This is a genomic window from Streptomyces sp. BRA346, assembly GCF_052851135.1.
The window spans coordinates 77,077-100,908 of sequence record NZ_JAIWIH010000036.1; the positions used below are offsets into that span (position 1 = coordinate 77,077).

Annotated in this window: 24 protein-coding genes and 1 pseudogene; 12 read left to right on the top strand and 13 right to left on the bottom strand. The window is 70.7% G+C overall.

The genetic code is table 11. The annotated features are described in order from the left end of the window. Window positions 1-54 precede the first annotated feature (54 nt). From LCH29_RS33880 to LCH29_RS33900, 5 genes are all read right to left on the bottom strand, one after another. Entirely contained in the window at window positions 55-1,788 is a 1,734-nt protein-coding gene (locus tag LCH29_RS33880) for a sulfatase (protein WP_446465577.1), read from the bottom strand. A 438-nt stretch (window positions 1,789-2,226) separates the two neighbouring features. Beyond that, window positions 2,227-2,733 (bottom strand): GNAT family N-acetyltransferase, encoded by a 507-nt coding sequence (locus LCH29_RS33885; protein WP_446465517.1) that lies wholly within the window; start codon window positions 2,731-2,733, stop codon window positions 2,227-2,229. 7 nt (window positions 2,734-2,740) lie between these two features. Beyond that, window positions 2,741-4,138, bottom strand: a complete 1,398-nt coding sequence (locus LCH29_RS33890) for an MFS transporter (protein WP_446465518.1) — start codon at window positions 4,136-4,138, stop codon at window positions 2,741-2,743. 54 nt (window positions 4,139-4,192) lie between these two features. Next, a complete protein-coding gene (locus tag LCH29_RS33895) occupies window positions 4,193-4,678 on the bottom strand; it encodes a heme-degrading domain-containing protein (protein ID WP_446465519.1) in 486 nt (161 codons plus the stop codon). After that, complete coding sequence (locus LCH29_RS33900; protein WP_446465520.1) at window positions 4,675-5,790, bottom strand: Gfo/Idh/MocA family oxidoreductase; 1,116 nt, start codon at window positions 5,788-5,790, stop codon at window positions 4,675-4,677. The genes LCH29_RS33895 and LCH29_RS33900 overlap by 4 nt, the downstream gene beginning before the upstream one ends. A 67-nt stretch (window positions 5,791-5,857) precedes the next feature. Here LCH29_RS33900 and LCH29_RS33905 point away from each other — a divergent pair, with 67 nt between their 5' ends. Then, entirely contained in the window at window positions 5,858-6,940 is a 1,083-nt protein-coding gene (locus tag LCH29_RS33905) for an ROK family transcriptional regulator (RefSeq protein ID WP_446465578.1), read from the top strand. A 117-nt stretch (window positions 6,941-7,057) separates the two neighbouring features. Next, a complete protein-coding gene (locus LCH29_RS33910; RefSeq protein ID WP_446465521.1) occupies window positions 7,058-8,497 on the top strand; it encodes a hypothetical protein in 1,440 nt (479 codons plus the stop codon). Between the two features lie 5 nt (window positions 8,498-8,502). Here LCH29_RS33910 and LCH29_RS33915 read toward each other — a convergent pair whose 3' ends face one another. Beyond that, a complete protein-coding gene (locus LCH29_RS33915) occupies window positions 8,503-8,697 on the bottom strand; it encodes an antitoxin (RefSeq protein ID WP_446465522.1) in 195 nt (64 codons plus the stop codon). A gap of 151 nt (window positions 8,698-8,848) precedes the next feature. On the opposite strand from LCH29_RS33915, the gene LCH29_RS33920 reads away from it, so the two are divergent. The 5 genes from LCH29_RS33920 (at window position 8,849) to LCH29_RS33940 (ending at window position 12,581) form a co-directional block, all read left to right on the top strand. Beyond that, a complete protein-coding gene (locus LCH29_RS33920; RefSeq protein WP_446465523.1) occupies window positions 8,849-9,631 on the top strand; it encodes an HAD-IIA family hydrolase in 783 nt (260 codons plus the stop codon). Window positions 9,632-9,735: 104 nt separating this feature from the next. Then, on the top strand, window positions 9,736-10,287 hold the full coding sequence (locus LCH29_RS33925; RefSeq protein ID WP_446465524.1) for a hypothetical protein: 552 nt from the start codon (window positions 9,736-9,738) through the stop codon (window positions 10,285-10,287). Next, window positions 10,280-10,984, top strand: coding sequence for a class F sortase (locus LCH29_RS33930; RefSeq protein ID WP_446465525.1), 705 nt, complete (start codon window positions 10,280-10,282; stop codon window positions 10,982-10,984). The genes LCH29_RS33925 and LCH29_RS33930 overlap by 8 nt, the downstream gene beginning before the upstream one ends. 20 nt (window positions 10,985-11,004) lie before the next feature. Then, entirely contained in the window at window positions 11,005-11,334 is a 330-nt protein-coding gene (locus tag LCH29_RS33935) for a hypothetical protein (protein ID WP_446465526.1), read from the top strand. Window positions 11,335-11,501: 167 nt separating this feature from the next. Further along, window positions 11,502-12,581 (top strand): glycoside hydrolase family 6 protein, encoded by a 1,080-nt coding sequence (locus LCH29_RS33940; RefSeq protein WP_446465527.1) that lies wholly within the window; start codon window positions 11,502-11,504, stop codon window positions 12,579-12,581. Window positions 12,582-12,602: 21 nt separating this feature from the next. On the opposite strand, the gene LCH29_RS33945 is transcribed toward LCH29_RS33940, so the two are convergent. The 5 genes from LCH29_RS33945 to LCH29_RS33965 form a co-directional block, all read right to left on the bottom strand. Continuing rightward, window positions 12,603-14,573 (bottom strand): galactose oxidase-like domain-containing protein, encoded by a 1,971-nt coding sequence (locus LCH29_RS33945; RefSeq protein ID WP_446465528.1) that lies wholly within the window; start codon window positions 14,571-14,573, stop codon window positions 12,603-12,605. Window positions 14,574-14,576: 3 nt separating this feature from the next. Further along, window positions 14,577-16,412, bottom strand: coding sequence for a glycosyltransferase family 2 protein (locus LCH29_RS33950; protein ID WP_446465529.1), 1,836 nt, complete (start codon window positions 16,410-16,412; stop codon window positions 14,577-14,579). A gap of 339 nt (window positions 16,413-16,751) precedes the next feature. Next, window positions 16,752-17,432, bottom strand: a complete 681-nt coding sequence (locus LCH29_RS33955) for a FadR/GntR family transcriptional regulator (RefSeq protein ID WP_446465579.1) — start codon at window positions 17,430-17,432, stop codon at window positions 16,752-16,754. A gap of 73 nt (window positions 17,433-17,505) precedes the next feature. Further along, window positions 17,506-17,838: a DUF397 domain-containing protein gene (locus LCH29_RS33960; protein WP_446465530.1), complete on the bottom strand. Its 333-nt coding sequence runs from the start codon at window positions 17,836-17,838 to the stop codon at window positions 17,506-17,508. Then, window positions 17,835-18,665 (bottom strand): helix-turn-helix domain-containing protein, encoded by an 831-nt coding sequence (locus LCH29_RS33965; RefSeq protein ID WP_446465531.1) that lies wholly within the window; start codon window positions 18,663-18,665, stop codon window positions 17,835-17,837. The genes LCH29_RS33960 and LCH29_RS33965 overlap by 4 nt, the downstream gene beginning before the upstream one ends. 115 nt (window positions 18,666-18,780) lie before the next feature. Here LCH29_RS33965 and LCH29_RS33970 point away from each other — a divergent pair, with 115 nt between their 5' ends. From LCH29_RS33970 to LCH29_RS33980, 3 genes are all read left to right on the top strand, one after another. After that, the gene (locus tag LCH29_RS33970) at window positions 18,781-19,212 is read left to right on the top strand and encodes an ATP-binding protein (protein WP_446465532.1); all 432 of its coding nucleotides are present in this window, start codon (window positions 18,781-18,783) and stop codon (window positions 19,210-19,212) included. A gap of 31 nt (window positions 19,213-19,243) precedes the next feature. Further along, window positions 19,244-19,756 carry an RNA polymerase sigma factor gene (locus tag LCH29_RS33975; protein WP_446465533.1) on the top strand — a complete coding sequence of 171 codons (513 nt, stop codon included), beginning with the start codon at window positions 19,244-19,246 and terminating at the stop codon, window positions 19,754-19,756. 287 nt (window positions 19,757-20,043) lie between these two features. Next, window positions 20,044-20,448 (top strand): hypothetical protein, encoded by a 405-nt coding sequence (locus LCH29_RS33980; protein ID WP_446465534.1) that lies wholly within the window; start codon window positions 20,044-20,046, stop codon window positions 20,446-20,448. A gap of 64 nt (window positions 20,449-20,512) precedes the next feature. Here LCH29_RS33980 and LCH29_RS33985 read toward each other — a convergent pair whose 3' ends face one another. Both LCH29_RS33985 and LCH29_RS33990 read right to left on the bottom strand, forming a co-directional pair. Continuing rightward, a complete protein-coding gene (locus tag LCH29_RS33985; RefSeq protein WP_446465535.1) occupies window positions 20,513-21,190 on the bottom strand; it encodes a hypothetical protein in 678 nt (225 codons plus the stop codon). Further along, on the bottom strand, window positions 21,187-21,624 hold the full coding sequence (locus LCH29_RS33990; RefSeq protein ID WP_446465536.1) for a hypothetical protein: 438 nt from the start codon (window positions 21,622-21,624) through the stop codon (window positions 21,187-21,189). The genes LCH29_RS33985 and LCH29_RS33990 overlap by 4 nt, the downstream gene beginning before the upstream one ends. A 772-nt stretch (window positions 21,625-22,396) precedes the next feature. Here LCH29_RS33990 and LCH29_RS33995 point away from each other — a divergent pair. Together LCH29_RS33995 and LCH29_RS34000 are read left to right on the top strand one after the other, a co-directional pair. Further along, window positions 22,397-23,407, top strand: coding sequence for an alpha/beta hydrolase (locus tag LCH29_RS33995; protein WP_446465537.1), 1,011 nt, complete (start codon window positions 22,397-22,399; stop codon window positions 23,405-23,407). Window positions 23,408-23,447: 40 nt separating this feature from the next. After that, window positions 23,448-23,800: pseudogene (locus LCH29_RS34000) on the top strand (VOC family protein); the annotation flags it as partial. Between the last annotated feature and the right edge of the window lie 32 nt (window positions 23,801-23,832).

Sequence of the window (23,832 nt, forward strand, 5' to 3'; positions counted from 1 at the left end):
CCTCACATACGGCGCGGCCCCCGGAGCCCAGCGGGCACCGGGGGCCGCGGGCGATCACTTCGCCTTGCGCGGGGAGGCGCTCGGCGTCGAGCCGTACGCCGTGAAGAAGCGGTCGCGGAAGTTGTTCATCTTCCAGACCGGGGTGTCCTTGCGGGGCATCAGCCCGTCCGCCCAGTTCCAGTCGGCGATCCGCTTCAGCACCTTCGGGTCATGGGCGACGATGGAGACCGGCACGTCCCGGCTCGCGTTGTTGCCGCTGACCCGGGCCAGGGGCTGGTGGTCGCCGAGGAAGACGAGCACGGTGTTCTTGTTGCCGTACTTGATCATGTAGTCGATGAGGCTGTTCACCGAGTACTGGACGGACTTGCCGTACTCCTGCTTCACCTTGGTGGAGTCGGTGAACACGTCCTCGGGCCGCTTGCCCGCCTTCTCGATGCCCTTGTAGACCGAGCCGTTCCCGACCTTGCTCCACGGGATGGTCTTCGGGATGGGCGCCCAGGGCTGGTGGCTGGAGGTCAGGATGTTCAGTGACATCAGCGGCTTGTCGTGCTTCTTGCCGTGCTCCAGCTGCTCGAACGCCTTCAGCGCGTACTGGTCGGGCATGGTCGACCAGCTGAACTTCGGCCCCTTGTAGCCCAGCTCGCGCGAGTCGTAGACGTGGTCGAGGCCGTAGAACGTGCCCTCCGGCCAGCTCTTCTGGACGCCCGGCATGATGCCGACCGTCCGCCAGGCGCCGGTGCGCTTGAAGGCGCGGGTGATGGACAGGTGGTCCCCCGCGGTGACGGTGCGGTAGCGGTTCTGGTTGTCGATCCACAGGCCGGTCAGGAAGGTGGAGTGGCCCAGCCAGCTGCTGCCGCCGTACGTCGCCGACGTGAGCCACCCGCTCTTGGCGGCGAATCCGGCCTTGTCCAGCCGCTTGGTCGCCTTCTTCAGCGTCGCGTCGACGCCGGGCGCGATCGCCGGGTCCTCGATCGCGCTGCGGCCGTAGCTCTCGATGAAGGTGAAGATCATGTCCTTGCCGCGCAGCCCGGTCAGCAGCTGATCGCCCGGGGTGTCCCCGTACGTGTCGTACGCGGCGACCTTCTGGAACTCCCGCTCGTCCTCGATGGTCTTCTGCACCCGCTCCGCCCGGTCCTGGACCGCTGCGGAGGTGCTCCGGGACGCCACCGGCAGCCCCGCGACCTGCGCGCCGACCGACGCGCACGCGACCCAGACGGTCCCGGCCACCAGGGTGGCGCGGGTCGCCACGACGCTGTGACGGGCCATGACGTTGCCGATCCGGAGGACCGCCAGCGCCGTGAGGGCGAGCACGGCGAGGGCGAGCAGCCCGACCCCGACCACGGCGGCCGCCGCGGCCGTCTGGCCGACCGAGTCCTCCAGGTACGACTGGGCGTCGTCGAGCAGGATCCAGTCGAGCACCACGTTGAAGCCGCGGCCCAGGAACTCGTTGAAGCCCATGTCGAGCATGTTGAGGATGGCCAGCGCGCCGAGGAACAGCCCCGCCAGCACCGCCACCACTTTCCGGGCGAGGGTCGGCAGGAGCAGCAGCAGACCGGCGCCGACTATCAGCTCCACCGGGATGCGGGTGAAGTGCTCGGTGGTGAGGAGTTCGAGCTTCGTCGGCAGCAGCAGGGCGACGAAGACCAGCGCGAGGGACAGGCCGGTGACCGTCCACGACAGGGCGCGCGCCGCGACGGGATACCGGCCCCGCCAACCGCGGCGCCCGGTGACGGCCTGCTCCGGGCCGGGGCCGTCGTCGCTGCCATCACCGGCGGTGGCTGCGCCCAGCAGCTCGGCCGGTGCGTCGTCGTCCTCTTCGGCGGCCTTGTCCTGGGTGGATTTGGTCTGGGCGGCTTTGTCGTCGGGGGCTGTGGCCTCGACTTCGTCGGCATCGTCGTCGGCGTTGTCCTCGCCGTCGCCGTCGCCGTCGCCGTCGCCGTCGCCGTCATCCTCGTCTTCGGGATCGCCCTGGGTGTCGTCACTGCCCTTGGGCGCAGCGCCCTCGGGGTCTCTGCCCCGGCCCTCGGCGTCGGCCCCCGGCTCCCGCTCCGGCGGGCGGTCTTCCGGGGTTTCGCCCTCCTCCGGGGCAGCCTTGTCGGCGTTGTCCTTGTCCGGCTGCTGGCGCATCCCGAAGGTCCTTCCGTGCGTGGCCCGGTGGTGACACGGCGGACCAGACTCGGGCGTCGAGGGCCGCCGTTATCCGTACGGCCCGGCGGCCGGAAGTGTTCAATGACCAGCGGGTCCGCTGTACGCGTGGACCACGGCGAGTCGTCCGTCCGCGGTGTGCCAGTCGGCGGTCGTGGCCCTGACGAAGCGCCACCCGGCGCGCTCGTACAGCCCGATGGCCGCGGTGGCGCCCGAGTCGACCTCCAGGACGGGCCGCAGCCCGTCCGCCACCGCCGCCCGCGCCGCGTGCCCGAGCAGTTCGGCGGCCAGGCCGCGGCGGCGGGCCGTGGTGGTGACGAACAGCCGGGCGACCGCGGCGAGCTCCTCGGCCGGGGCGCCGATGGCGTCCGCGAGGGCGGGGTCGGTGTGGGTGAGCATCACATGGCCGAGTACGGCGGGGCCTTCGGCCGCGACCCAGGCGCCGAGCATCCCGTCCGGCGTCAACCAGCCCTCGGGGTCGTCGGGCCAGTGGACCGGGTAGCGGTCGGCGCGCTGGACGGTCGCGAGCGCGGTGACACAGGCGGCCAGGTCCTGGTCGGTTCGGGGACGTATCGTCGCTGCGGGCACCGCTGGATCATGGCACGGCGCGGTCGACGGTGCGCAGGGTTATCAGAGCCCCGGCGAGGAAGGCCAGCCCCGCGACGGCCAGCGCCGTCCGCAGCCCGGCCACAGCGCCCTGACCGGCCAGCGCGCCGAGGAGGGCGACGCCGATGACGCCGCCGGTCTGGCGGGACGCGTTGATCACGCCGGAGGCGAGCCCGGCCCGTTCGCCGGGCACGCCGTCGGTGACGGCCGTCGTCACGGCGGGCATGGTGAACGACATCCCGAAGCCGGTGGCCATCAGCGGGAGCACCAGCAGCGGATACGGAACGTGCGCGACCGCCGCGGTGAGCCCGGTGAGCGCGAGCAGCCCCGCCCCGCCCGTGACCAGGCCGACGAGCAGCGTGGGCCGCGGGCTGCCGACCCGCGCGGTGAAGCGCCCGGACAGCCATGAACCGGCCGCCACCACGCCCATCTGCGGCAACAGGGCGAGCCCGGCGAGCAGCGTGGAGTAGTGCAGGGTCTGCTGGAAGTAGAGGTTGATGACGAACAGTTCGCCGTAGAAGCCGAGGTTGATCAGCAGGCCGACCGCCGTGCCGCCGGAGAAGGTGGCGTCGCGGAACAGCCCGAGCGGCAGCATCGGCGTGCGCACCGTCCGTTCGACGGCGAGGAACCCGGCGCCCGCCAGGACGAACACCAGGGCACTGCCCGCCACCAGCGCGTTCCCCCCGGTGCGGCCGCCCTCGATCATGGCGAGGGCCGGCGCGGTCAGCGCCACTGCGCCGGTGAGCTGTCCGGCCGGGTCCAGCCCCTTGCCGGTCTGCGCGCGCGGCGCCGGAACGTACCGTGCGGTCAGCGCGATCGCGGCCAGCCCGATGGGCACGTTGACGAAGAACACCCACCGCCAGCCGACCGCGGCGACCAGGACGCCGCCGAGCAGCGGGCCGCCCGCCGCGGCCACCCCGGCGATGCCGCCCCACACCCCGATCGCGCGGGCGCGCGTCGTCCGGTCGTCGTACGCGGCCCGCAGCAGCGCCAGCGAGGCCGGTACCGACAGCGCCGCCCCGGCCCCCTGCGCCACCCGCGCGAGCACCAGCACCAGTACGTCGGGGGCCAGCCCGCAGCCGAGCGACGCCACCACGAACACCCCGAGTCCCGCCTGGAACACCCGCCGGGCGCCGAAGCGGTCGGCGAGCGCCCCGCCGGACAGCAGCCCGGCGGCCAGCACCAGCAGATAGCCGTCCACCACCCACTGGAGGCCGTTGACGCCCGCCCGCAGATCGGTCCGCAGGGCGGGCAGGGCGACGTTCACGATCGTGCTGTCCAGGATGACCATGAAGTAGCCCGTGCACACCGCGACCAGCGCGCACGACAGGACGCGCGCGGGGCCGCGGGTGGCCGGTAGGTCCGGGGTACCGGTTTTCGTCGCCATGCACGTCACCGTAGGCGCGGAAAGCTTTGGCGCCCGGCGAAGCGATGTCGCAGGTCAGGGCTGGTCGAGGAACCGTTCCAGGGCATCCACCACCAGCGCGTGGTCCTCCGCCTGCGGCAGCCCGGAGACGGCGACCGTGCCGATGACGCCCGTGCCCGTCACATGGAGCGGGAAGGCGCCGCCGTGCGCGGCGTAGCGGTCGGGGTCGAGCCGGGAGGACTCCTCGAAGGTCGTGCCCTTCGCCCGGAAGCGGGTGCCGACGAGATAGGAGGAGGCGGCGTACCGGTCGACGACCCGGCGCTTGCGCTCCAGCCAGGCGTCGTTGTCGGCCGTGGTGCCGGGCAGGGCGCGGTGGAAGAGGCGCTGGCCGTTGCGGCGTACGCCGATGGTGACGGCCGCGCCGCGCTCCTCGGCCAGTTCGGCGATCAGGCAGCCGAGGCGCCAGGCGTCGTCGTTGCCGAGGGACGGGAGGCGCAGTCGGCGCTCCTGCTCCTCCAGGCGGGCGACGAGGTCCGCGAGATCGGACGCAGGGGTGCTCATGCGGCGCCTCCGAGGTGGACCGTACGGCCCTCCGTCGCCGACACCCGGGCCGCCTCCAGCACCCGCAGCGCCGACGCCGCCTCGGCCGCGGTGACCGGGGGCGGGGTGCCGTCGCGCAGCGCGGTGGCGATCGCGGCGTAGTACGCGGGGTAGTCGCCCCGGACGGTGGGAACGGGCCGCCCGCCGCCGGTCAGCGGCGACTCGCCCGCGCCCAGCCGCCCCCACGCGGCCTCGGGCTCGGCGCCCCACGCCCCGGATTCGGTGGGGCGCAGGCCCTCGCGGAGGGCCGCTTCCTGCGGGTCGAGGCCGTACTTGACGTAGCCCGCCTCGCTGCCCAGTACCCGGAAGCGCGGGCCGAGCTGGGCGGTGATCGCGCTCATCCACAGCTGTGAGCGGACGCCGTTCGCGTGGTGGATGGCGATGAACGTGTCGTCGTCGGCCTCCGCCCCGGCGCGGTGCACGTCGACCTCGGCGTAGACGGAGACGGCCGGGCCGAAGAGGGTGAGCGCCTGGTCGACCAGGTGGCTGCCCAGGTCGTACAGCAGCCCGCCGATCTCGGCCGGGTCGCCGGACTCCCGCCAGCCGCCCTTGAGCTGCGGCCGCCACCGCTCGAAGCGCGACTCGAAGCGCAGTACGTCGCCGAGCGCGCCGTCGGCGAGCAGCTTGCGCAGGGTCAGGAAGTCGTTGTCCCAGCGGCGGTTCTGGAAGGCGCTCAGCAGCAGCCCGCGGGCCTCGGCGAGCGCGGCCAGCTCCTCGGCCTCGGCGGCGGTCGCGGCCAGCGGCTTGTCCACGACGACCGGCAGCCCGGCTTCGAGCGCGGCGCGCGCGAGCGGGACGTGGGTGCGGTTGGGGGAGGCGATGACGATCAGGTCCAGCTCACCGGCGCGCGCCCACAGCTCGTCGGCGGATGCGGCGATGCGCACGCCGGGGTGCTCGTCGCGGGCCTGCTGCTGCCGCTCGGGGCTGGCGGTGACGACGGTGTCGAGGGCGAGGCCGTCGGCGGCGGCGATCAGGGGGGCGTGGAAGACGGAGCCCGCGAGGCCGTAGCCGATCAGCCCTGCCCGGAGCGCTCCGGTGTCCCTGTTGCTGTCATCCCTGCTATTGGCATCCATGCCGCCACTTTGACAACAGTGTTGCTAAAGCGCAAGCGATGACCACAATGGGGATGTGAACAGCACGATGTCGGGGGCGGCCGGGCCCGGAGCCAATCTGTCCGCCCTGCGCAGCCACAACGCCGCCCTCGTCCTGCGCCTGCTGCGCGACGCGGGCGAGGACGGCGTCAGCAGGCTGGAGCTGGCCGACCGTACGGGCCTCACCCCGCAGGCCGTCAGCAAGATCACGGCCCGGCTGCGGGCCGAGGGCCTGGCGGCCGAGGCGGGTCGCCGCGCCTCGACCGGCGGCAAGCCGCGCACCGTGCTCCGCCTGGTCCCGGACGCCCGCCACGCGATCGGCCTGCACCTGGACCGCGACGAGCTGACGGCGGTCCTGGTCGACCTCGCGGGCACCCCGGTGGCGTTCCGTACGGCGCGCTTCGACTTCGGTGCCCCGGCGGAGCGGGCGCTGACGGCGGCGGCGTCGGAGGTCGAGGCGTTGATCGCCGCGACCGCCGCGGAGGGGCTGCTCGGGGTGGGGGTCGCCGCGCCCGGCCCGCTCGACCACGGTTCCGGCGTCCTGCACCGGGTCACGGGCTTCCCGCAGTGGGACGGGCTCCCGCTGCGCGACGCGCTCGCCCGGCGGCTCGGCCTGCCCGTCGTCCTCGACAAGGACACCAACGCCGCCGCCCTGGGCCTCGCGGCACCGGCCACTGACTCGTTCGCGTATCTGCACCTGGGCACCGGCCTCGGCGCCGGGCTCGTGCTCGGCGGCGGCGTGTACCGGGGCGCGCGGACGGACGCGGGGGAGTTCGGGCACCAGGTGGTCCAGCTCGACGGGCCGCGCTGCGGCTGCGGCAACTACGGCTGTCTCGAAGCGCTGTGCCTGGCCGCCGTGGCCCGGGGCGCACAGGAGCGCGCGGCCTGGCTGCTCGGCGTCGGTGCCGCCAACCTCGTACGGCTCCTCGACATCGACCGGGTGCTGCTCGGCGGCCGGGTCGTGCTGGCCGCCCCTGAGTCTTATGTACGCGGCGTGGCCGCCGTGCTCGCCGAGGACGCCGCCCGCACCAGCCGCCCCACGGTCCCGGTCGACGTCGTACGCGGCGGGGCCCGGGCGGTGGTCGGGGGAGCGGCGCAGCTGGTGCTCGCCCCGCTCTTCGCATTGGGCTGATCGAGGGTTTGTTGACGGCCGGTCGGGGTCAATCGGCGGCTCCCGCGGTGTGTCGGCGTGCGGACGCGGAATGTGGCGGAGTGCTCGGGGATACGCCGCTGCCAGCAGAGGTCACCCATGCGCCTGCCCACCGCCCTGTCCCTCCGCGCCGCCCAGTCCCTCCGTACGGCCCTGTCCCTTCGTACCGCGCTGCCCGCCGCCGCGCTCGCCCTCGCCCCGGCCCTGTACGGGATCGGGGGGCCCGTCGCCGCGGCCGAACCCGCTCCGACCTGCGGGGACGAGACCGCCGCCGACTTCCCCCTGGAGACCCGGCTGCGCGGCGGGCCGGACCACTACGCGCGGGGCGCGGGGTGGCAGCAGTGGCACCTGGAACTGCGCAACACCACGGACACCGGCTGCCGGGCCGTCCACCCCGTCGCGGTCCTCGTCGACCAGGGCCATGCGCTGCGGCCGCGCCAGATCCAGTTCGAGTTCCTGGATCCGTCCGCGGACGGCGGCACCTGGCGGCCCGTTTCCTTCCAGACGACCGATGAGGACGAGAACATCGGGGTGTTCGAGAAGGACTTCAAGGGGTTCACCGTGGAGGCCGGGAAGACGGTCGACGTACGTATACGCTCCCGCTTCACCACCGACGCGCCCCTGGGCCCGGTCACGGCCAACGCCATCGCCGTCCAGCGGCGCGCGGACGACGGGGACTGGGTCGGGCAGTCGAACGACTACGCGTTCCGGATCGACGCGGCGGCGGTACCCGGCGCGGACGCCACGTCGGGGGCGGACCATGCGCCGGAGCCCAGCGCGGACCCCGTGCCCAGCGCGGAGCCCGTGCCCAGCGCCGAGCCCGAGCTCAGGGCGGCCAAGCCCGAGCCCAGTGTCGAGCCGGAGCCCAGCGCGGAGCTGGAACCCGAGCCCAAGGCCGAGCTGGAGCCGGACCCTGAGCCGAGCGCCGAGCCGACCCCCACGCCGAGCCCGACCCGCCGTCCGGAGCGGAGCCCCGTCGCGCCGCCGCCGAGCCTCGAGAGCGAGACGGACCAGGGCACCGAGAGTCAGGCGGATTCCGGCACGGACGAAGACCTGGGCGTCGAGACGGATCCGGGCACCGGCACGGACGAGGCGGGCACGGACGCGACGGATACGGAGGCGGACCCCGGCACCGACACCAGCGCGGACACGGGCACCGACACCGACGTGGACACCGGCATCGAGACCGAGACCGGTAGCGACACCGAAACCGACCCCGGCACCGAAACGGGCACCGAAACAGGCACCGACCCCGGATACGAAACCGGCACCGAAACCCCGCCCGGCACCGACCCCGGCACCGGCACCGACCCCGGCGGCACCGACGAAGACGGCACCGGCGGGCACGAGGACGGGCGCGAGCAGGACGAGCAAGGCGACAAAAGCGACGAGGACGACTCCCGCCGCCCCGAGCACTGGAGACCCGAGCTGGCCGCCACCGGACAGAACGTCCGGCTCGCCGGGCTCGGTGTGATCAGTGTCGGACTCGTGGCAGGCGGGGCCGCCCTCGTCGTGAAGTCCCGGCGCGCGAGGCGCTGAGGACGCTACCGCTCACCGCCCCGGGGCCCCTCGCCCCGGCGGCGGAGCTCCTCGTCGACCTTGTCCGAGCCGCGCTGGATCTGCTCCGAGTGCTTGCCGCCGGTCTTCTTGTCGGCGACGTCCGCCCCCTTGCGTGCGCCCTGTCGGCTCTTGTCCGGGTTCTTGGCGATCGCGTCCTTCAGCTTGTCCATGATGCCCATGGCGGTCTCCTTACCGTTGCCGTCGGCTCGGCTCGCGTTCCCCCTCCCCTCAGGATCGGACAGCTGTGCGGGTCTGTCGCGCTGAGGCTCCGGAGGCCCCGGTTAGGCTGTGGACGTCGCCCAGACGGTCAAGCCGAGCGGAGAGCAACCAGTGGCAGAGCGCAAGCCGATCGAGTCATGGCTCACCGACATGGACGGGGTGCTGATGCACGAGGGCATACCGGTGCCCGGGGCCGACGCCTTCATCAAGCGGCTGCGCGAGTCCGGCAGGCCGTTCCTCGTGCTCACCAACAATTCCATCTACACCCCCCGTGACCTGCACGCCCGGCTGTCCCGCATCGGCCTCGACGTGCCGGTCGAGAACATCTGGACGTCGGCGCTGGCCACCGGCCAGTTCCTGGACGAGCAGCGCCCCGGCGGCACCGCGTACGTCATCGGCGAGGCGGGGCTGACGACCGCCCTGCACGACATCGGGTACGTCCTGACCGACGTCGAGCCGGATTACGTCGTGCTCGGCGAGACCCGTACGTACAGCTTCGAGGCGCTCACCAAGGCGATCCGCCTGATCAACGACGGCGCCCGGTTCATCGCCACCAACCCGGACGAGACCGGCCCCTCGGCCGAGGGCGCGCTGCCCGCCACGGGCTCGGTCGCGGCGCTGATCACCAAGGCGACGGGCCAGGAGCCGTACTTCGTCGGCAAGCCGAACCCGCTGATGATGCGCGCCGGGCTGAACGCGATCGGCGCGCACTCCGAGAGCAGCGCGATGATCGGCGACCGGATGGACACGGACGTCCGGGCCGGTCTGGAGGCGGGCATGGAAACGTTCCTCGTGCTCACCGGGGTGACCCAGTCCGACCAGGTCGACCGCTTCCCGTACCGGCCGTCCACCGTCGTCGACTCGATCGCGGACCTGGTGGAACGCATCGTCTGAGCACTCTGGGACGCCTCGCCCGAGCACCCATATGGAGCAGGGCCGGGTCCGCAGCGGATGCGGGCCCGGGCAGGGCGCGTGAGCCTCGTGGTGGGAGGTTCACGATGCGCATCGCCACCCTCACACTCTGTACGGCAGCCCTCTGTCTCATCGCCTCGGGGCCCGCTCTCGCCGATCAGCGCCACGACGGAACCGCCACCATCCGGGTCAGCCCGCTGGCCATCGCGCCCGGCGCCGAGGTGGAGGTACGGGCCTTCGGCTGCGAGGGCACGGTGGCGACGGCCACGTCGCCGGTGTTCGTCAGCGACGCGGAGCTGACCCCCGACGGCGACGGGCTGTTCAGCGAGGCGACGATCCGCTCGACGGCGACCAAGGGCGCGCATCGGGTCTCCGTGGACTGCGGCGGCGGCGCGGCGCCGGGGGGCACCGGGAAGGTGTCCGTCGCCGTGGAACGCCCGCCCTCGCCGGTCGCGCCCGTGCACGCGGGCGGCGGCGGTGCGCCACGGCCCGCCGAGCCCGAGGGCCGGTGGCCACGGGGCGGCGTCGGCGGCGCGGAGGCGTACAGCCTGGTGCTGTCCGGCGGTACGGCGGTGGCCGTCGCGGGGCTCGCGGTACGGCGGCGCCGCCAGCGGCAGCGGGAGGGTGGCGATGTCTGAATCGCGCTTCCCCGGAGCCGGACGGCTTGCCATGGGCCTGGCCTGGGTGGCGCTGCTGCTCGGGCTGTGGCTGTGGGGCCGGGACATCACCGACGGTACGGGCGCCCCGGCGCCGATGACGGGGGACGCGGCCGCGGTCGGCCGTCCCCCGGCCCATCCGCTGCCCGAGGCGCACGCCCCCCTTCCGGCCGCGCGGCCGGAACGCGTCGACATCGCGGCGGCCGGGGTCCACGCCCCGGTCATCGCCTCCGGCCTGGACCGCAAGGGGGCCGTGAAGCCGCCGCCCTTCCGCCGCGCGGACGCCGTCGCCTGGTACCGGGGCGGACCCGAACCGGGCACGGCGGGTGCGGCGGTGCTGGTCGGCCACGTCGACACCCGGTCCAAGCCCGCGGTCTTCTACCGGCTGAGCGACCTCCGGCGCGGCGAGACGCTCCGGGTCGCCCGGTCGGACGGATCGACGGCGGAGTTCACGGTGGAGGACGTGACGATGGTGACGGCCGAGCACTTCGACGCCCGCCGGGTGTACGGGGCGCGCACCGGCGGCCGGGCGGAGCTGCGGCTGATCACGTGCGGCGGGCGGTTCGACCGGAAGACGCGGACGTACTCGGCGAACGTGGTGGTGTCCGCGTACCTGACGGACACGCAGGCGGGCACGCCGCGCCCCGAGCCCCGCACCACCCCCGGGAACGCCCGCTGACGCCCGCCCGTTCTCCGCTCATGGGTGGGTTCCTGCCGTATCTGATCTTCGTCGGTGCGCTGGCCGCCGTCATGGGCTTCTTCGCCTGGCTGGCCGTCGTGGCCCGCCGCCGGGGCGTCGCGGGGTCGGCGATCCGCGCGGCCGTGGCGGCGCATGACCAGGCGTGGCAGGTGTCGGGGTATCAGTCCCACCTGGAGGTCAGGGCACAAGCGGAACGTAAAGCACCGATCGAGTCCCCCGACCACCCCTGGCATCCGGCGGGCCGCGACCTCGGCTCGCCGCGCCCGGCGGCCCGCGGTCCGCGCCGCGGCCGCCTCCGCCGGGGCCTGCGGCGCCGCTTCCGCCGGTAGACCGTTGGCGGAACGCCGTGCGAATCGCGCCGGACGGGCGAAAACCCGCCTCAGGTTGAGGATGCGGGCCCGGGCGGCAGCGGCCCTGTGCAAGGATGGATTCGACCGGCTTGTCCCACCCGGGGGCTCACTGTCCTCCCCCGGAGCGTGCACCCAAGGGGGAGTGGATGTACGGCAGTTACACCGGCCGTCGGCACACCGTTGCCCGTCACCACGACCGTAAGCGGAATCTCAGGCGCAACGGCGTGGCGGCCGCCGGAGCGCTGCTGTCGCTCGTGACCCTCACCGGGTGCTTCGGCGCCTCCGAGAGCCCCAATAAATCCGACCGCGCCGCCCCGCCCGCCCGCCAGAAGCAGCGCCCCAAGGCCACCGTCCCGTACTGGGTCAACCCCGACGGCAGCGCCGCCAAGCAGGTCGCCGCGTACCGCAAGAAGGGCGCCGACGACGACGCCCAGTTGATACAGAAGATCGCCGAGCAGCCGGTCGCGGAGTGGCTGGGGGTGGACAACCCGGAGGGGCAGGCGCGCGGCTTCACCGAGGCCGCCGCGCACGCGGACCGCGACGCGTTATTGGTCTTCTACAACATCCCGCACCGCGACTGCGGCCAGTACTCCAAGGGCGGCGCGGCGGACGGCGCCGCCTACCGGGCGTGGCTCGACAAGGCCGTCCGCGGCATCGGCGACCGCCCCGCCACGGTGATCCTGGAGCCCGACGCGCTGCCCCACGTGGCGGACGGCTGTACGCCGAAGAAGTTCCACGAGGAGCGGTACGACCTGCTCACCGGCGCCGTCGACAAGCTCAAGGGCCTGCCCCGCACCAAGGTCTACCTGGACGCCGGCAACCCGCACTGGATCAAGGACCCGCGGGCGATGGCCGGGCCGCTGAAGCGCGCCGGGATCGCCAAGGCGGACGGCTTCGCGCTGAACATCTCCAACTACCAGACCACCGCGGAGAACAAGGCGTACGGCAGGAAGCTGTCCGCGATGGTCGGCGGCAAGCCCTTCGTGATCGACACCAGCCGCAACGGCAACGGCCCGGTCCCGGGCAAGGACGACCCGGAGGCCTGGTGCAACCCGAAGGGCCGGGCCCTGGGTGAGCCGCCGACGGTCGACACCGACGACCGGAAGGTCGACGCCTACCTGTGGATCAAGCGCCCGGGCGAGTCGGACGGCCCCTGCAAGGGCGGCCCCAAGGCGGGCCAGTGGTGGCCCCGCTACGCACTCGACCTCGCCCGGAACGCCGAATAGGCACCGAATAGGCCCCCACGCTCAGCCGGAGGTGCCCGCCCCGCCCGTGGACGCGGCGGGCACCTTCACCCACACCGCCTTCGAGGGCGTCCCCTGGTCGTCGACCGCGTTGAGCATGTAGTAGCCCGGCGGCACCAGTGAGGAGTCCTTCGGCAGGCGCACCGTGATGCCGTCCTTCGTCCGCTTGAAGTCGAGTGCGATCGACCGCTGCTCGACGTTGGTCACATGGGTGAAGGAGCTGGGCCGGATCAGCCGCATCTTTTTGATCGCCGAGGCGTGCGCGGTCTTGTACGTGGCCGTCGCGCCCAGCTTGACCGTCTTCGGGCCGCCCTCCGCGGCGAGCTTCGGCCGGGAGTCCCGGTACAGATACGGCGGCCGGTAGAGGTCGATCTGCTGTTGGAACTCGCCCGGCTCGGTGTTGGCCTTGTCCTTGAAGAGCGAGTCGGAGCCGAAGGTCATGACCCGTCCGTCCGGCAGGAGCAGCGCGCCCGAGTGGTAGTTGCGGCCGACCAGCGGGTCGGCGACCGCGCGCGTGCGGTTGGTCTTCGGGTCGTACAGTTCGGCCTTCAGGACATTGGTGTCGCTGCGCCCGCGGTAGTCGCCGGAGCCGTTGGTGGTCAGGACCGTGTCGTCCGGGAGGATGACGCTGCTCGGGTAGCGCACCTTCTCGTACAGATCCGGTCCGTCCTTGAACCGCGGCTGATCGTCCTTCAGGTCGACGATCCGGGTCCCGGCGGTGGACCGGGTGGACTCGCCGACCCCGCCGCCGCCCAGCACCATGAAGCGCTGGTCCTGCGCCGGCGGCAGCATGACCGACATCGACGTCTCCAGCAGCTTCGGGTCGCTGATGCCCGGCACCACCTGGAACTTGTTGCTCTTCAGATCCCAGATCCCCGGGGTGCGGCCCTTGTCGTCCGGCCCGTATCCGGCATTCGACCCGGTGTAGAAGATGCGGCCCTTCTCGGTGAGGAAGAGCGCGGGGTAGGTGGGGAAGAAGCGCTTCTTCGGCAGGTACTTCCACTTCTTCGTCTTCGGGTTGTAGATCTCGTTCTTGCCCGGCACGACCTGGCCGATTTCATCGAGCCCGGACACGGACAGCACCCTGCCGTCCTGCAAGGTCGTCAGGGTCGGATACCAGCGGGCCTCGTTCATCGGGTCGACGGTGATGTACCGCTCCGACTCCGGGTCGAATTCGTAGGCCTGCTTGATGCCCTGGAAGTCCTTCTTGTCGAACGACAGCTTCTGCGCGATGCCGTAGAAGTTCCGCCGGTCCTTGCCCTTCAGCCCGGAGATCCGGTAATTGTCCTCGGTCCCGGTCTGGTACTTCTCGCCCTTCCGGCGCGCCTCGACATAGACGCGCGCCGTGCTGGCGGTGACGGTGACCTTTCCGGTCTTGGCGTTCGTCTTCTTCTTCGCGCGCGGGACGAGGACCGGGTCCTTGGACTCGAACGTCTTGCCGTTCTCCTTGCCCGTGAAGCGCGTCCCGGCCGGGAGGGTCTTCGGCTTGTCCGGGTCCTCGTTGTGGACGAACATCAGCCCGCCCGCCTTCTCGACGTCGCCCTTGAGCTTCTCGTACCGCTGTGTGCCGCCCGCCACCAGCAGCTTTCCGTCCGGCAGCTGGGTGTGCCCGGAGCAGAAGAGGTCCTGGGGCGTGGGGATGTTCCGGTAGGTGTTCTTCTCCGGGTCCCACAGGACGGTGCGGAAGGACTTGGCGTCGAAGTTCTTGGCGTTGTTGCCGGAACCGGCGACCAGGAGCACCTTTCCGGTGTGCAGCAGGGCGGCGTGGATCGTATTGATCCGATATTCCTTCGGAACGTTGACGACGTCCCAGTGGCCGTTCTCGGCCTTGTACTCCGGTTGGTTGATCTTGTAATCGTGATACTGCTCGGAGCTGAATCGGTAGAGCGCCGGGCCGTTCATCCCGGCCAGCACGGTCACGGCCGCCGCACCGATTCCGAAGCGGCGGGTGCGGCGACTCGGTCGGTACTTCACGTCTTATCGTCCCCCAAGGGCGGGCTGCGTTGTCCGTTTCTCCTGGCGGACGGTCCACCGCCAGGCGATGATCGGAGCGGCTGTAATAGCCAGGGCGAGTGATGCCCAAACGGTCATCGCTGGATGACTGTGGCCGAAGTAGAAGGAAGAGGCGAGCGACCCGCCGAAGACCACCAGGAAGAAAAGATGGATCCGGAACGTCCCGAAGAGGGTGTCGGGGCTCGATGAGTCGCCCTTGGGGGTGACGACGAAGCGGCTCTTCCGGCGCAGTACGGCATCCATCAGGGAACGCGCGTAAATCGGGGCGGACATCGCGGACATCACCATTCCGGCCACGCCCCCCGACCCTTCCGGCTCATGCGGGGAGACGTTGTGCCGCCGGTTCCAGACGTAGAGGCCGATCTGGAGCGCGGAGGCATTGCCGTACAGCATCATCCAGATGGCGGGATCGATCTGGATGCCGGACGCCCCGAATCCGAGGAACAGCGCGCAGCTGATCCCGGCGAGAATCCAGTTCAGCGCCGACATCGGATAGAAGATCACCATCAGGGTGTAGTTGAAGAGCTTCCCCGCGGGCAGCGAGAAGGGAGCCTTCCAGAATTGCCCGAGGATCGTCTCGTACGTGCCGCGCGACCAGCGCAGCTGCTGGGTGAAGAAGTCCGTCCAGGCGTTCGGCCCCTCGCCCACCGCCAGCACGTCCGGCGTGTAGACCGAGCCCCACTTCCGCCCGGTGGCGGGGTTGCGGTGGCGGTGCAGCTCGAAGCCGGTGGCCATGTCCTCGGTGATCGAGTCGTACAGTCCGCCGATGCTCTTGATGGCGCGGATCCGCACCGCGTTGTTGGTGCCGACGAACATCGGCGCGCGGTACGCGTTTCCGGCGCGCTGGATCAGCGCGTGGAACAGGAACTGCTGGCTCTCGGCGGCCTTGGTGACCGCGGCGTCGTAATTCCCGTACACCTGTGGGCCGACGACGAAGGCGATGTCCGGATCGCGGAAGTAACCGAGCATCCGCTCCAGATAGTTCGGCAGCGGAACGTGATCGGTGTCGACCGACGCGAAGAAGTCGTACGCGTCCCCGTGGGCGTCCAGCCAGGCGTTGTAGTTGCCGTGCTTGGTCTTCGCCCGGTACGGGCCCTTGGCCTGGTTCCACTTCTCGACGCCCTTGCGGCTGAAGTGGCGCACGCCCAGGCGCGCGCAGACTTCCTTCACCTCGAGGTCGTCGCCCTCGTCCAGCAGCCAGACGTCCAGCTCCCCCCGATGCCGTACCCTGACCGCCGCCTGGAGCGTCTTCGTCACCATCTCGATCGGCTCCTTGCCGGGCACGAACGTGGTGATGAAGGCGACCTTCGTCCCCGTCTCGGGCACGACCGGCACCGGATCGCGGGCCACGAGCGTCGCGTGCGCGTTGGACGCGACGTTCATCGTGCGGAACAGCTCGATCAGCCCGATCGAGACCAGCATGATGGCGTCCAGGACCGCCATCGTCGGGCTCGTGCCGGTGCGATCGGTCCAGTGCGCGGGTTGGATGAGCCATACCAGGAGTCCCAGCGACACCAGCGGCGCCGCCCCCAGCAGCAGCGCGGCGCGGACGCGATGCGGCTCGTCGGCCAGCAGGCTGCGATAGCGCACGCGGTAGGCGGTGTCAGGGTCGGGCCGGGTGAGCGGTCCCGCGAGCCTGCTGTAGTGCTCGTAGTCGTACTTCGGCAGCGGCCGCCGCCGGTGGGATCGCTGTTGCCGCGGGATGCGTAAGCGAGTCGTGGTGGACGAGTCGTACGAACCTTGGTCATGCGAATGCTGGTCATGCGAATGCTGCCGGGCGCCTGTCGGCGTCGACGTCATGGCTCATTCCCCCCGCACGCGGGCTGGCTGCGTGTCGTCACGTTCTCCTTGCCGGCACGACCCCCCACGGCCGTACGGGCACGATAGTGGAGCGGCCGGATCCGTCGAATGGAATCGAATACGGAATGGCCGCCTTCTGCTTGTGCGCAAAGTGTGCCGGACCCCTCCCGCCCGGCATCCCCCCGGGACACCCCAACACCCCCTGTTGCAGGGCATGTTGGTGTGTGATGCACCCAGCTCAGGGTCCCGGACGCGCTCGCGTGATCGCAAGGCGAAACGCGCCCTTATTCGGACAAAGGTGCGCAAGGGGGAGTCGTTGCGGCCGGTCGCGAAAACGGCTTATTCGTGATGCGGGGAGCGCAGTCTGTTGCGGATGTTGCAGAAGTGGTCGCGAATCGCCTCTTCGGCACGTAGGGCGTCGCCGGAGCGTACGGCTTCCAGGATGTGGCGGTGCTGGGCGAGGGTGACGTGGGGGTCGGTCGGCACGTCGACCAGGTCCGTACGCACCCGGTGGAACGCGTCCCAGAACGCCTCCAGCACCTCGCTGAGCAGCGTATTGTCCAGGCTCCCGTACAGCGCGGCGTGAAAGGCGCGATCGGTCTCCGCGCGCACGGCCCCTTCGGCCGCCTCCGCCTCCATCTGCCGCGTGATCGCGTCCAGCGTCTGGAGGTCCGCGGCGGGTATCCGCCCCGCCAGCCGGGCGATCAGCCCCGTCTCCACGGCCTCCCGCAGCTCCAGCAGCTGGAGCAGGCTGTCCTCGCCGCGGTAGTGACCGGCGACGGTCCGGAAGATCAGCCCTTCGATCATGGGCGCCATCGACATGGGCCCCACGTACGTGCCGAAGCCGTGCCGGATCTCCACGATGCCCATGGCTTGGAGCGCCTTCAGCGCCTCGCGCACGGAGTTACGGCTGACCCCGAGCAGCTCCATCAGCTCCGTCTCGGTGGGCAACGGGGCCCCGGAGGGGAGGCGTCGGTCGATGATGAGCCGTTTGATGCGCTCCTGGATGTCGCCCGCCATCCCACCACGCGCCTGCGCCGCCACCGCCACCTCCGATTTCGGCCAGCTTAGCGGCAGCGGCGCGGGGCGTTCCTCAGAGCTGCGCGACGAAGTCGGCCCAGGCCGGGTGGGGGATGGCCAGCTGGCCGGTGTCGGTGTCCTTGGAGTCGCGGATGTGGACGGCGTCGGGGCGTATGGCTACCTCGACGCAGTTGCCGCCGCCTCCGCCGCTGTAGCTGCTCTTGTGCCAGTCGAGTTCGGCGGTGAAGGCCGACCATGCTCGGCGCGAGACGGTCAGCTGGCCGAGTCGGGTGTCTTTGGAGTCGCGAACGTGGACGACATTGGGCTGTACGGCGACCTCGACGCAGTTGTCGCCGGAGCTTCCGCTGTAGCTGCTCTTGAACCATTCGAGTTCAGGGGTCGTCATAGGGCTCCTCGCATCTGCTTCAGCAGGCTCATCGTGGCTTCGTGACCGAGCGCCTGCGAGCGCAGCTTGCCATAGCGTTGGAGCATCGCGCTCACGTCCTTCGGGTTGGTGATGAGCACGCTGGACTGCTGGCCCTCGGAATATCCCAACCACTCATGTTGAGGAGTCTCCGCGAGATACATGAGGCCGTCGATACCCGCGTGGGTCTCCCGACGTAGCGGCATCACCTGGATCTCCACGTTCCGGCGGACCATCTGCTCCAGCAGATGGTCCAGGAGGCACCGGGTCACATCGGAACCGCCCATGTTCCTCTCCAGCAGGGCCTGTTCGATCACGAAGCTGAACGCGGTGTTCGGCCTCTCCGCCAAGAGGCGCTGGCGTTCCAGGCGGGCGGCCACCTGCTTCTCGATCTGCGCCTCGGAAAGCGGTGGCAGTCTCTGCTCGAAGGCGGTCCTGATGTACGGCTCGGGCTGGAGCAGCCCGGGGATCGCCCGGCACTCATAGGTGTACAGCGATACGGCCTCTTCTTCGATGCCCGCCCACGGGCGGAACCACGACGCGAGCCCTGCCTTCCGCAACAGAGTGCGATACGCCGCGCCCAGAACCCGCGCGGCCAAGGGGCCCAAGACTTCCTCCGTCCGCGGGACGAGTTCCTTCGGGGGGAAGCGCCTGCCCTGCTCGATCTTGGCGACGTACGTCACCGAGTACCGCACCCGCGGCGCGAACTGTTCCTGCGTCAGGCCCCCTTCATCCCGCAGCGCCTTCAAAACGGCGCCAAAGGTCTTGAGGCTGTCCGAGACTTCGGGTTCGCTGTTGTCTGCTCCCATACGTACATCGTCACGCGCGGTGACTACCCCGGTCCAGCGAGTCAACTGGTACAGCGCAAACTGGGTGGGTGTCATACCTGGCCGGAGCCCCGACCTCACCGCAACGCTTCCGCCCATGACCGCACCACAGGGCCAAGTCCCCGTCACCGTACGTACGTTCGCACAGCGATTCTCCGCCACCCGACGTGGGGCCCGGCTCGCCCGGCTGCTGGCCGCGAACCAGTTCGCCTCCTGGGGTCTCGGCCCCAGTGACGCCGCCGTGCTCGTCGTCGCCGAACTGGCCGCCAACGCGGTCCTCCACGGCCGCGTCCCCGGCCGGGACTTCGCCCTGCTCCTGCGGTACGACCACGAGACCGGCTGCCTGGAGATCGAGGTGTCGGACACCCACGACCGCCAGCCCACCCCGAAGGCCCCCACCTCCGTAGACGAACAGGGCCGTGGCCTGCTCCTGGTCGAGGCGCTGGCCGACCGCTGGGGCGTCCAGGAGCGCCGCGGCCCCGGCAAGACGGTCTGGGCGCACGTGAAGACTTTTGGAGCCGATCGGTAAGGATGCGCCGAGTCCGCGACATATAAGGGGTGTGGAGACCTTGGAGACCCGCAGCGACCGTGACCGCGCCGCGGCGCGGTTCACGGCCTTGTATGTCCGTGACCACCCGCGGGTGTGCGCCTATGTGCACCGGCGGTCGGGCGACCAGGCCGAGGCGGAAGACCTGACCGCAGAGGTCTTCCGTACCGCGTGGGAGCGCATGTCCGCGGGTGATGACGTGGGGACAGGGTGGCTGTTCGTCACCGCGCGCAACCTGCTGAGCAATCACTACCGCTCAACGGCACGTCTGACGGAGATGCACCGCGCCGTCGCCGACGCGTTGGGCCGTGCTCCGGCGTCGGGTCAGGACAACGCCGTGCTCGACACGCTCGACCGGCTGCCGTCCGCGCACCGGGAGGTGCTGCTTCTGAGCTACTGGGACGGGCTCAGCGCCGCAGAAGCGGGTGAAGTCCTCGGGTGCAGGGCGTCGGCGGTATGGGTCCGGCTGCACCGAGCACGCAAGGCGTTCCGTGACGTCTACGATCTGCCTCAGGAGCGAGTGTGATGCGCGTGAAGTCTCTGATCAAGAAGGCTAACCCGGTCCCGGGCACCGCGAACGAGGGCCTGTCGGCGCGTGCCGCCGACGAACTGGCCGCGTTGGTCGGACCGGTCGGCACCGCACCTTCCGCAGCAGCCGCGCATCGGTCGTCCCGACGGGGATTCCTGATGGCCGGTGTCGCCTGCGGGGCTGCCGTTGCCATCGGCGGTGTCACCCTTTTCGCCGTCCAGGACGACTCGGCTGGGCCGAGGAGCGACCCCGCTGCGCCGGGTGAGGGCCCGGGAGGTGGCGCCATGGCTGATGAGCCCTACTTCGACAGCACGGCCAGGCTGGAAAGCGCGGCGAACGTGATCGTACGGGCGCGGCTCGGCGCCGCGGGCGAGGAGGCGGTCGAGGACGTCAGGACGACGGTGGCCACGGCGAAGGTGGTGGCGACCGCCAAGGGCCGGACATCGGGCGACTCGATCCAGGTGGCCTACACGACACCCGGCTCCGGCCCCGAGACCGCCGGGCTCACCGCCGGGAAGGAGTACGTCCTGCTGCTCGAAAGGGGCGAGGGCGGACGCTACGTCCTGGTGAACACCACCCAGGGCTGGTACGCGGTCGATGACGGTGCGGCGGTCCCCGGGAAGGACAACGACGTGGCCCTGAGCGCGGGAGTGCGCAAGGCGCTCCGGCTCGCACCGCAGAACGGGTGACGCGGCGCCGGTGCGCCACGGACGAACTGTGGCGCACCGGCTTGTGTGCTTACGGTCGCGGCGCTTACGGTGTGCGGTTCTTGGCGATCCTGGCCGTCCTGTCGGCCAGCTGATGGATCTTGCCGACCTTGTCGAAGCCTCCGCCCGACAGGGCTTTGACCGCGCCGTCCGACGTGACGGTGTAGAGCGCCTGCTCGGGGTTGACCAAGTCGTACGGGTGCTTGCCGCCGTGATCGGCGAGCATCAGCACGTACTGCTGCCCGCCCTTGGCGAGCATGATGGTGCCCTTCTCCTTGTACGTGACGCCCTTGTAGGTGCCGCCGAGCTGGCTGACCTCGACGGTGTCCCCGACGGCCACATCCCCGGCGAGCGTCTGGGAGACCTTCACCTTGGAGACAGTGACGATGACCGGGTCCGCCTCCGCCGCCTCCTTGGCCTCCTTGGCTTCGGCGGGCGACAGCCCTGCCTGCGGGTTGGTGGCGGGGTCGCCACCGGCGGGCGCGTCGGGCAGCATTTTCTCCACCCGGCTGCCAAGCACCGTTCCCTTGACGACGATGTCGGACTTCTTGATGACCTCGTCAAGTGAGGAATACTCGGGATAGTCCGCGTGGTAAGCCACGGTGTCCGAAGTCCTCGCGGACTTGGACCCGTTGGTGGAGGTGCCGTCCGCGGAGCAGCCGACGGCGGCGAACGCGGCGAGCATCGCCGTCCCGGTGATGAGCATGTTCCGTCTCGCGGTCACCTGTAGATCCTCTTCACCTCGGACTTGTCATAGGGCTGCGGTTTCTGCACGTTCGAGCGATTGCGGCTGTGCTTCATCAGCGACGCTTTGCGTGTGTTCGGATTGTCATCGAGACTGAGCCCGTGTCCGAGTTCGTGTGTGACGGTGCTCCGTACCCATTTGTCGTACTGCGATATGGAGCCGGTGTCCCGGTCGATGGTCCGGGCATTGACCTTGATCTTGAAGGACCGGTTCGGCCGTGACCCGGACGGTTCGTACAGGCCGTACCAGCTTCCGTTGTAGCGGTTGGCCGTGAAGCTGGGCTTGGCGCTGGACTTGCGCTTGATGTTGGCGCTGACGCCGGCGGTGTTCCAGTTCTTGCGGCCGGTGTCGAAGTACTTGACCCATTGGTTATTGATGCCGACGGTCTTGACGCTGAACGACCGCTTGGGCATGCCCCCGCTGTAGTACGTGGCGAAAGCGGGTGTTGACCCGGCCAGCGTGCCCGCTACGGCCAGCGTGCCACATGAGGTGAGAGTGATTAACGCACGAGTAGGTCTTCGGTGCAAAACTGTTCCTCCGTGAATTGAGCAGGTGGCATGGCCGAGTGCGTATTCGCATTTCTTCACGGTTGGTGCAGCGTGATGAATCCATGCCCCGGATGTCAGGTCACAGGAAAGGAGCCGAAAAGGAATAGGGATGCCGATGGACAGTCGACATATCCTGAAATGTACTATTTCCCCCTTTTGGTCCCCCGTTGGCCGGCCGCTCCGTCCTCACGTGTAGAGGGGGTCGGCCGTGTGACGAACGTGCACTGCGATGCCGTGCCGATGTTCGAGGTCTCAGCATCACAGGGGGTGAGGAACCGGGCGTCATCCTCAAGTAGGAGGAATGCGGCAATAGACTCCTACTGGAGGCTGTGGGAGATGTAACCCCTCTTGTCGTATCTGAGCGCCTTCCTCGTCGGGGTGATGCTGCCGGCCGGGCAGCCCGCCCGGCCTGGAGGCGGGACGCGCGCTGCCCGAACTCCCGCACGAGGTTGATCTGAGCAAAACGGATCGGGGCCGTCCGGAACAACGCGAACCTGTCCGGCCTGGTCAGGGCGGCTGTCCGGGGCACGTCCGGACAGCGGACGCAGCCGGTAAACTCCACTGCGCGGCAGCTGATCTTCGGGCAGTGAGCGGCCGACGACGGGGGACCTTCCTTCTGCGACCCCGGGAGCCCTCCATGCGGAACACATCCCCCGGCCCGGCGACCACACCGCTCGGGCCACCGCCGCCGTTCGATCCGGAACTCGCCGCGGCACTCGCGGCCATCACACAGATGCTGCCGCCGGGCGGCTCCGGGGTCGACCCGGGTGAGACGCCGCCCGAGGACGTGCCCGACATGGCACCGGTGACCGACGCCGACCTGGAGCGTGGCGGGGTCTTCCGGGTCGCGGAGCGGTCCGTTCCGGGTCCGGCGGGTGCGCCGGAGGTGTCGCTGCTGATCTGCCGCCCGGCCCGCGCGACCACCCCGACACCGGTGCTCTACCACATCCACGGCGGCGGCATGATGGTCGGCGACAACCGGACCGGCATGCCCGACATGCTCGACGTCGCCGAGGAGTTGGGGCTGGCCGTGGTGTCCGTCGAATACCGCCTGGCGCCCGGGACACCGCATCCGGGGCCGGTCGAGGACTGCTACGCCGGTCTGAGCTGGACCGCCGAGCACGCCGAGGCGCTGGGCGTCGACCGGGAGCGCATCGTCCTCGCCGGTGGCAGCGCGGGCGGCGGGCTCGCGGCGGCCGTCGCCCTGATGGCTCGCGACCGGGGCGGTCCCGCCCTGTTCGGGCAGCTGCTGATGTGCCCCATGCTGGACGACCGCAATGACACCCCGTCCGCCCGCCAGATGACCGGGGTCGGGGTGTGGGACAGGGCCTCCAACGAGGCCGGGTGGACGGCGCTGCTCGGCGCCGCACGCGGAACGGACGAGGTCTCGCCGTACGCCGCGCCCGCCCGCGCCACCGATCTCTCCGGGCTGCCGCCCGCGTTCATCGACGTGGGCTCCGCGGAGACGTTCCGCGACGAGGACGTCGACTACGCCAGCCGCATCTGGCGCGCCGGGGGACGGGCCGAACTGCACGTCTGGCCCGGCGCGTTCCACGGTTTCAGCGGAATGGCCCCGCACGCCGCCATCTCCCGGGACGCGCGGGCGGCGCGGCTGGTGTGGCTGCGCAGGCTTCTGGCTCCGCAGTAATCGTTTCCCGGGCCCGGGCCGTCTTCGTACGCTCACGCGCATGGCATGCCGCACCAGTGAGCTGGTCATCGACTGCGCTGACGCCGAACGGCTCGCCGCGTTCTGGAGCGAGGTCCACGACGGGGCATCGGGATCGGACCGCCCGGCGTCGGCTTCGGCGGCCCGCAGCCCACACTCGTCCTCAGCCCCAGCAGCGACCCGCGGCCCGAAAGGCTCCGGCTGCACATCGACGTCAACGCCACCGACCGCGACCAGGACGCCGAGCTGGAGCGGCTGCTCGCGCTCGGCGCCAGGCCCGGCGACGTCGGTCAGACCGGCGCCGAGAACTGGCACGTCCTGGTCGACCCGGAAGGCAACGAGTTCTGCCTCCTGCGCGCCCGGCTCCAGCCCCTCTGCCCGCTGGGCCGCGCAGAGGGTGCGCACAT

Excerpts from the sequence above, each read along its gene's own strand:
- LCH29_RS33890 (WP_446465518.1), bottom strand. The coding sequence starts at position 4,138 with ATGGCGACGAAAACCGGTACCCCGGACCTACCGGCCACCCGCGGCCCC.
- LCH29_RS33895 (WP_446465519.1), bottom strand. The coding sequence starts at position 4,678 with ATGAGCACCCCTGCGTCCGATCTCGCGGACCTCGTCGCCCGCCTGGAG.
- LCH29_RS33900 (WP_446465520.1), bottom strand. The coding sequence starts at position 5,790 with ATGGATGCCAATAGCAGGGATGACAGCAACAGGGACACCGGAGCGCTC.
- LCH29_RS33905 (WP_446465578.1), top strand. The coding sequence starts at position 5,858 with ATGTCGGGGGCGGCCGGGCCCGGAGCCAATCTGTCCGCCCTGCGCAGC.
- LCH29_RS33910 (WP_446465521.1), top strand. The coding sequence starts at position 7,058 with ATGCGCCTGCCCACCGCCCTGTCCCTCCGCGCCGCCCAGTCCCTCCGT.
- LCH29_RS33915 (WP_446465522.1), bottom strand. The coding sequence starts at position 8,697 with ATGGGCATCATGGACAAGCTGAAGGACGCGATCGCCAAGAACCCGGAC.
- LCH29_RS33925 (WP_446465524.1), top strand. The coding sequence starts at position 9,736 with ATGCGCATCGCCACCCTCACACTCTGTACGGCAGCCCTCTGTCTCATC.
- LCH29_RS33930 (WP_446465525.1), top strand. The coding sequence starts at position 10,280 with ATGTCTGAATCGCGCTTCCCCGGAGCCGGACGGCTTGCCATGGGCCTG.
- LCH29_RS33935 (WP_446465526.1), top strand. The coding sequence starts at position 11,005 with ATGGGTGGGTTCCTGCCGTATCTGATCTTCGTCGGTGCGCTGGCCGCC.
- LCH29_RS33940 (WP_446465527.1), top strand. The coding sequence starts at position 11,502 with ATGTACGGCAGTTACACCGGCCGTCGGCACACCGTTGCCCGTCACCAC.
- LCH29_RS33950 (WP_446465529.1), bottom strand. The coding sequence starts at position 16,412 with ATGACGTCGACGCCGACAGGCGCCCGGCAGCATTCGCATGACCAGCAT.
- LCH29_RS33955 (WP_446465579.1), bottom strand. The coding sequence starts at position 17,432 with ATGGCGGGCGACATCCAGGAGCGCATCAAACGGCTCATCATCGACCGA.
- LCH29_RS33960 (WP_446465530.1), bottom strand. The coding sequence starts at position 17,838 with ATGACGACCCCTGAACTCGAATGGTTCAAGAGCAGCTACAGCGGAAGC.
- LCH29_RS33965 (WP_446465531.1), bottom strand. The coding sequence starts at position 18,665 with ATGGGAGCAGACAACAGCGAACCCGAAGTCTCGGACAGCCTCAAGACC.
- LCH29_RS33970 (WP_446465532.1), top strand. The coding sequence starts at position 18,781 with ATGACCGCACCACAGGGCCAAGTCCCCGTCACCGTACGTACGTTCGCA.
- LCH29_RS33980 (WP_446465534.1), top strand. The coding sequence starts at position 20,044 with ATGGCTGATGAGCCCTACTTCGACAGCACGGCCAGGCTGGAAAGCGCG.
- LCH29_RS33990 (WP_446465536.1), bottom strand. The coding sequence starts at position 21,624 with ATGCCCAAGCGGTCGTTCAGCGTCAAGACCGTCGGCATCAATAACCAA.
- LCH29_RS33995 (WP_446465537.1), top strand. The coding sequence starts at position 22,397 with ATGCGGAACACATCCCCCGGCCCGGCGACCACACCGCTCGGGCCACCG.